Raw genomic sequence first — 3771 nt, 5'->3', positions numbered from 1 at the left:
AGTGGCTGGCGCGTTTCCTCGACGGACGCGAGGTCTTCCGGCGCGGGACCGCCGGAGGCGGACGATGAGCGGGGGCCTGGGCGGGCGTCTGGTCGCCGCCTGGCACCGCCGGCGGGGCCGCGTGTGGCAGGGTCCGGGGCGGGGCCTGCGGATCGAGCCCGGCCCCTCCAACCCGGACTACGCCGACGGCTCCAACGAACCGCCGGTGCAGGAGGTGCTGGCGCGACTCCTGACGCCCGGAGCGACCTTCCTGGACGTCGGGGCGAACGTAGGCTTCTTCAGCGCGCTCGCCGCGCGCCTGGTGGGGCCGCGGGGGCGGGTCGTCGCCTTCGAGCCGGTGCCGGCCAATGCCGACCTGGTCGCGCGCAACGCGGCCGCCAACGGGCTGGGCAACGTGGAGGTGGTGCGGGCCGCGGTGAGCGACCGCTGTGGCCGCGGGCGGCTGGTGCTGGCGGGACACGCCGGGGGGGCCTCTCTCGACTCGGTCGCCGCCCCGCCCGATCCGGTCGGCGAGATCGAGGTCGACCTGGTGACCCTGGACGCCTGGCTGGCCGCCCGCCCCGAGGTGCGTCCGGACGTGGTGAAGATCGACGTGGAGGGCGCCGAGCCCGAGGTCCTCGACGGCATGGTCGGGGTCGTCGCTCGCCACCGGCCGCTCCTCGTCGTCGAGTACGACGCCGCCGCCGCGGCCGACGCCGAGGCGAAGGCCGCGGCCGGCCGTGGCCGCCTCGAGGAGCTCGGTTATCATGTGCAACGCCTGCCGGACGCCTATCCCGGCATCGCCTGGCATGTGATCCACCTGCTCGCGGAGCCGCAACCCGGGGTGGGGCCTACAGTTGACGATTCCGCGGCCGACACCTAGGTTGGGCCGCACCGCACCATGCCGGCCCCGGGCCGCGCCTGGGTGCGCCATCACATGCGGCGGAGGGCCGCGCAACGGGAGACATTATTCATGCCGAGCATCCTGGTCACGGGTGGCGCGGGCAACATCGCCAGCGCCCTGACGAAGAGCCTCGCCACCAATCCGGACAACCACATCGTGGTGGCGGACAACCTGCTCACCGGCGACCCGCGCAAGGTCCCGACCGAGCTTTCGAACGTGCTCTTCGTCAAGTGCGACGTGAACCAGTGGGCCGACATCGCGCCGCTGTTCTTCGTGCACAAGTTCGACTACGTGTTCCACTACGCCGCCGTCGTCGGCGTGCAGCGCACCCTCGAGAACCCGCTGATGGTGCTCGACGACATCAAGGGCATCGAGAACGTGCTGAAGCTGTGCAAGAACTGCGGTGTCCGGCGCGTCTACTTCTCCTCGTCGAGCGAGGTGTACGGCGAGCCGTTCGAGATCCCGCAGAACGAGAAGACGACGCCGCTGAACTCGCGCCTGCCCTACGCCGTGGTGAAGAACATCGGCGAGGCCTACCTGACCAGCTACCAGCGGGAGTACGGCCTGCCCTACACCATCTTCCGCTTCTTCAACACCTACGGGCCGAACCAGACCGAGGACTTCGTGCTGCCGCGCTTCGTGCGCATGGCCATGCGCGGCGAGCCCCTGACCATCTACGGCGAGGGCGACCAGACCCGCACCTTCTGCTACGTCGACGACAACGTCGGCGCCTGCATGAACGCCCACGAGCGCGGCGCGTTCGTCAACGACGTGGTGAACATCGGGGGCGCCGAGGAAGTGTCGATCCGGCAGCTGGCCGAGACCGTGATCCGGGTCTGCGACAGCAGTTCCGAGCTGCAGTTCCTGCCGCCGCTGCCCGAGGGTGACATGACCCGCCGCTGCCCCGACGTGACCAAGATGCTCACCCTGCTCGACGCGCCGCCGGTGGCCCTGGAAGAGGGCATCGCGCGCCTGCGGGACCACTTCGCCGCCATCGGTGACTGATCCGGCGGGCGCCGCGCCGCGCGGACGACCCGGCCTGGGGGAAGACGTCGTGACCATGCCAACGCCGATCGTGAGCATCGGGCTGCCCGTCTACAACGGGGAGAACTACCTGCGGGAGGCGCTGGCCTCGCTCGTCGGCCAGACGCGCGACGGCGTTCCCTTCGCCGAGCTCGAGATCGTCATCTCGGACAACTGCTCCACCGACGCCACCGAGGCCATCTGCCGCGAGTTCGCCGCGGCCGATCCGCGCATCCGCTACTTCCGCCAGGAGGCGAACATCGGGGCCGGCCCGAACTACAACTTCGTCTTCCACGAATCGCGCGGGCGCTACTTCAAGTGGGCGGCCCACGACGACTACATGGACCCCGCGGCCATGGACGTCTGCGCGCGCGCCCTGGACGACGATCCGGGCGCGGTGCTCTGCTACCCGCGCCTGGTCGACGTCGACGCCGACGGCGGCTTCATCGAGGAGCACGTGCGGGGCGAGGACGGCCTGGGCGAGGGGCCGGACCGGTTCTTCCAGGTCATCCAGATCGGGCACAACTGCGCCGAGGTCTTCGGCCTGACGCGTCGCGACGTCCTGACCCGCACCGGTCTGATCCGCGACTACACCGACTCCGACCGCACCCTGCTCGGGGAGCTCGCCCTGCACGGCCGGCTGCGGCCGGTGACGGGGGCGCGGTTCTACCGGCGCGTCCACGAGGGCAAGTCCGACCGCGTGTACGCCTCGTACCACGAACGGGCGGAGTGGTTCAATCCGGCCAACCGCGACAAGGTGGTGCTGTCGGCCAGCAGCCAGCTGCGCGACCTGGCCCTGGCCATTCCGCGCAGCCCGCTGGCGCCGGGCGCCAAGCTGGCGTGCTTCTGGCGCCTGGCCAAGGTCGCCAAGTGGAACGCGCCCCTCTTCCGCAAGGAATTCGCCTGGGCCTTCCGGCGCTGGACCGGGCGTGCGTGATCCCGCCGGGCAGCCCGGGATCGTCGAGCTGCTGCGGGACCGCTTCGCGACACCCCGGCCCGAGGGCCGGGCCCTCGGTCCGGCCCGCGGCGGCGATCCCGCCCGCGGCGGCCGCGACGTCGAGGGCGTGATGAGTGTCGACGGCGGGGCCCTGCGCATCCGGCCCCCGCTGCAGGAGGGCTGGGGACGCACCGTCCTGGCCTACGGTCCCTTCCCCAACCGCCCCGGTCTCGTCTTCGCCGTCTCCCTGCTCAACGGCCACAACACGTCCCAGTCCGAGGTCATGGAGGACACGTTCCGCGTGCGCCTGCGGCGATGGGCGGTGGGCAGCGCCACCGCGCCGGTGCCGCGCCGCCTGCTGCGCTGGCTGACGAGCGGCCGCGTGCGGCGCGTGGTGCGGCAGGCCCGCTGGTGGCGGCGGATCCAGGCCGGATCGACCCGCGTGCGGCTGATGGACGAGAATCTGGCGGTGGGCCTGTTCCCGGACGAGGCCGGCGCGCCCCTGGCGGCGGGCGTGGGCTTCGTCATGCACGCCGACGGTCCCCGCAACGGCGAGTTGCGCGTGGGGGCCGATGGCCACTGGGCGCCCGCCGTGCTCGGCGTCCAGAACGTGCCCCTGCACCTGGTCGTGGCCGTGCGCGAGGACGACGTGGTGGTGGCGGCGGCCTCCCTGCCCGGGGCGCACGGCCTGGGCGACTGGCCGGCCGTGCGCCCGCTGGGGATCCTGCCGCGCCCGGCCGCGAGTGAATTGTGGGCGGGCGTGCACCAGGCCCTCCTCGGCCAGATCGGGTTCCGCGCCGACTCGCGGGTCGCGGCGGTTGTGGTGGCCGACGCCGGCGCCACGCCGCCCGTGCCGGGCGGCGCCCGGGACGCCGGATTGGCGGGGGTCGAACTGGCCGACCGTCACCCCGCGACGGGAAACTGGCGG

Annotated in this window: 4 protein-coding genes; all 4 read left to right on the top strand. The window is 72.5% G+C overall.

What is annotated here, in order from left to right; translation table 11 throughout:
• Positions 1-64 precede the first annotated feature (64 nt).
• Positions 65-862, top strand: a complete 798-nt coding sequence (locus tag KDM41_17530; GenBank protein MCB1185225.1) for an FkbM family methyltransferase — start codon at positions 65-67, stop codon at positions 860-862.
• A gap of 90 nt (positions 863-952) precedes the next feature.
• The gene (locus tag KDM41_17525) at positions 953-1888 is read left to right on the top strand and encodes an NAD-dependent epimerase/dehydratase family protein (protein MCB1185224.1); all 936 of its coding nucleotides are present in this window, start codon (positions 953-955) and stop codon (positions 1886-1888) included.
• 49 nt (positions 1889-1937) lie between these two features.
• Complete coding sequence (locus tag KDM41_17520) at positions 1938-2843, top strand: glycosyltransferase family 2 protein (protein MCB1185223.1); 906 nt, start codon at positions 1938-1940, stop codon at positions 2841-2843.
• The coding region (locus KDM41_17515; GenBank protein ID MCB1185222.1) for an oxidoreductase at positions 2836-3771 on the top strand (936 nt) is incomplete at its 3' end. The genes KDM41_17520 and KDM41_17515, both read left to right, overlap by 8 nt.

Source organism: bacterium (assembly GCA_020440705.1).
GTDB lineage: Bacteria > Krumholzibacteriota > Krumholzibacteriia > LZORAL124-64-63 > LZORAL124-64-63 > JAGRNP01.
Note: the sequence above shows the minus strand (reverse complement) of the source record. Positions and strands in the feature narration are given on the sequence as shown.

Excerpts from the sequence above, each read along its gene's own strand:
- KDM41_17530 (MCB1185225.1), top strand. The coding sequence starts at position 65 with ATGAGCGGGGGCCTGGGCGGGCGTCTGGTCGCCGCCTGGCACCGCCGG.
- KDM41_17525 (MCB1185224.1), top strand. The coding sequence starts at position 953 with ATGCCGAGCATCCTGGTCACGGGTGGCGCGGGCAACATCGCCAGCGCC.